This is a genomic window from Variovorax sp. P4_D9 (assembly GCF_056401695.1).
In genome coordinates, this window is record NZ_JBFUIU010001061.1 from 1 (window position 1) to 2,567 (window position 2,567).

The following is a 2,567-nucleotide window of genomic DNA, read 5'->3' on the forward strand; positions in this document are numbered from 1 at the left end:
GCATCGATCTGCTTGATGCCGGCGCCCGAGCCGACCGACTGGTAGTTGATCTTGGCGCCGGTGGCCTTGTTGAAATCGGCGGCCCATTTCGAGTACAGCGGCGCCGGGAAGCTGGCGCCGGCGCCGGTGGCGGCTTCCTGGGCCAGTGCCGGAACCTGGGCGAAGGCCGCGGCGATCAGGCCGGCGGCGAATTTGAACATCGTTTTCATGTGCTTCCTTTGAACTGCGAGAAGGCCCCCTCGGGGGCTTGGCAGCGACTCTAGAAAGCTTGTGTGACAGGGGCGTGACACCCTCGTACAGAGGGAAAATCGCCCGCTGCGGCGGCTGCTTGCGTGTCGCTGTCACATATTCGTCACACGCTCCGCCTAGCCTTGCCTCCCTGCCCGGCTACGATCAGGCCCCGACACCCCGATCCCTCTATGAAAAACGGAACCCGCCTCGCCGCGGTCGATCTCGGCTCGAACAGCTACCGCCTCGAGATCGGCCAGGTCGACCATGGCCAGATCCATCGCACCGAATACCTCAAGGAAACCGTCCGCCAGGGCAACGGCCTCGACGGCGCCCGCAACCTGACGGCGGAGGCGATGCAGCGCGGCTGGGACGCGCTGGCCCGCTTCGGCGAGCGGCTGGCGGGCTTCGACCGCTCCCAGGTCCGGGCCGTGGCCACCCAGACCCTGCGCGAAGCACGCAACCGCGACGAGTTCCTGTTGCGCGCGCGCACCGTGCTGGGATTCGGCATCGACGTCATCACGGGCCGCGAAGAGGCCCGGCTGATCTACCAGGGCGTGGCCCATACCCTGCCCCACACGGATGCGTCGAATCGCGAGCGGCGGCTGGTGGTCGACATCGGCGGCCGCTCGACCGAGATGATCATCGGCCGCGCACACGAGGCCGAGGCCATGGAGTCCTACCGCGTCGGCAGCGTCGCCTGGTCGATGAAGCACTTCCCGCAGGGCCTGTTCACGCGTTCGGCTTTCCAGGCCGCCGAGGTCGCGGCCAAGGCGGTGCTCGACGATGCCCTGGGTACCTACGTGCCCGATCGCTGGGACGTGGTGTACGGCGCCTCGGGCACCATCGGCGCCGTCGGCGACGTGCTGGCCGCGGCCGGCAACGAGCCCGGCCTGATCACGCGCGATGGTCTCGACTGGCTGGTCGACCGCCTGCTGCGGGCCGGCAGCGCCGATCGGCTGCGCATCGAGGGCATGCGGGAAGACCGCAAGGCGGTGATCGGCGGCGGCGTCAGCGTGCTGCGGGCGGTGTTCGACCTGCTCGAGATCGAGGAGATGCGGGTCGCCCAGGGCGCGCTGCGCCACGGCGTGCTGTACGAATTGCTGGAGCGCGACGCCACGGTCGCCGACCTGCGCACGGCCACCGTGGCCCGGCTCGCAGCCCGCTTCCCGGTCGATGCCGCCCAGGTCAAGCGGGTCGGCGAGACCGCGGCCCTGCTCTACGTGCAGCTGAATCCGGCGGCGCGCGGCGGCAGCACCACCAGCCGTGCCGGCCGGGCGTTGCGCAAGCTCGGCTGGGCCGCGCAGCTGCACGAGATCGGGGCCCAGATCTCCCATAGCGAATACCACAAGCACGGCGCCTACATCCTGGACAACGCCGATGCACCGGGCTTCGCGGTCAACGAGATGCACGCACTGAGCCAACTGGTGCTGGGACATCGCGGCAAGCTGCGCAAACTGGAGAGCGCCCTGGACGACGAGGCTTTCGTCCAGCAACTGGTCACCCTGCGGCTGGCCGTGATCCTCTGTCACGCGCGCCGCGACCCGGACCTGCAGGGCTTCACGCTCGAGCGCCCCGATGCACGGCGCTTCATCATCGGCTGTCGCCCCGACTGGTCGGCCCTTTTCCCGCAGTCCGCGCACCTGTTGCGCGAGGAAGTGGTGGCCTGGCAGAAGACCCCGTGGCGGGTCGAACTGATCGGCTTCTGAACCTCAGCCCTGCGCGCGGGCGAAAACCGCCGCGCGCAGGGGCGCCGGCAAGTAGGTCAACCAGAGGCAGGCCAAGGCCTTCTTGTCGAATGCCGCAGCCAGCGAGCGCGACAGGAAGTCCCTGGCTTCACGCTGGCGGCCGAAGGCCAGCCGGTCCTTGCCAACCTGATACAGCGCGCCGGCATGCCGTTGGGTCAGCAGCACGCGGTAGCTTGAGAAAGCCGGTTCCGCGAGCAGCGCCTGGGTGATGTAGACCTGGTTCTCGTTCTTGTCCGCGGCCTTGCGGACGGTCTCCATCGCCCCGTGAACACGGTAGCGCGTCAGCCGCGCCGGGACGTAGTGGGCGCGACCCCCCGAGGCCGCCAGCAGGCAGGAGATCCAGAAGTCATAGGCACCGCTGACCTCCCTGACCACCCGGCCCCAGTCGAAGGCATCGGCGCGGAACACCGAGCCCATGGCGAGCGGAACGCCGTTCTTGACCAGCACCAGCTCGGCGAAGTCCGCAACGTCGCCGGCGGGCAGCGCCGCCCTGCCGTAGCGGGCGCTGTTCAGGTCGGTCTCCGCGACGTCGATGTTCCCCTTGCCGTCGATGATCCAGTGATCGCTGAAGCACAGGACCCGGCCTTGATC

3 protein-coding genes are annotated in these 2,567 nt (G+C 68.9%); 1 reads left to right on the forward strand and 2 read right to left on the reverse strand.

Annotation, left to right across the window (positions count from 1 at the left end):
• Positions 1-209: substrate-binding domain-containing protein (locus AC1DY5_RS50860; protein ID WP_478121889.1), on the reverse strand; the 209-nt coding region annotated here is incomplete at its 3' end.
• Positions 210-419: 210 nt separating this feature from the next.
• Here AC1DY5_RS50860 and AC1DY5_RS50865 point away from each other — a divergent pair.
• The gene (locus tag AC1DY5_RS50865; protein ID WP_478121890.1) at positions 420-1,937 is read left to right on the forward strand and encodes a Ppx/GppA phosphatase family protein; all 1,518 of its coding nucleotides are present in this window, start codon (positions 420-422) and stop codon (positions 1,935-1,937) included.
• Between the two features lie 3 nt (positions 1,938-1,940).
• On the opposite strand, the gene AC1DY5_RS50870 is transcribed toward AC1DY5_RS50865, so the two are convergent.
• A partial coding sequence (locus AC1DY5_RS50870; protein ID WP_478121891.1) for a glycosyltransferase family protein occupies positions 1,941-2,567 on the reverse strand: 627 nt, incomplete at its 5' end.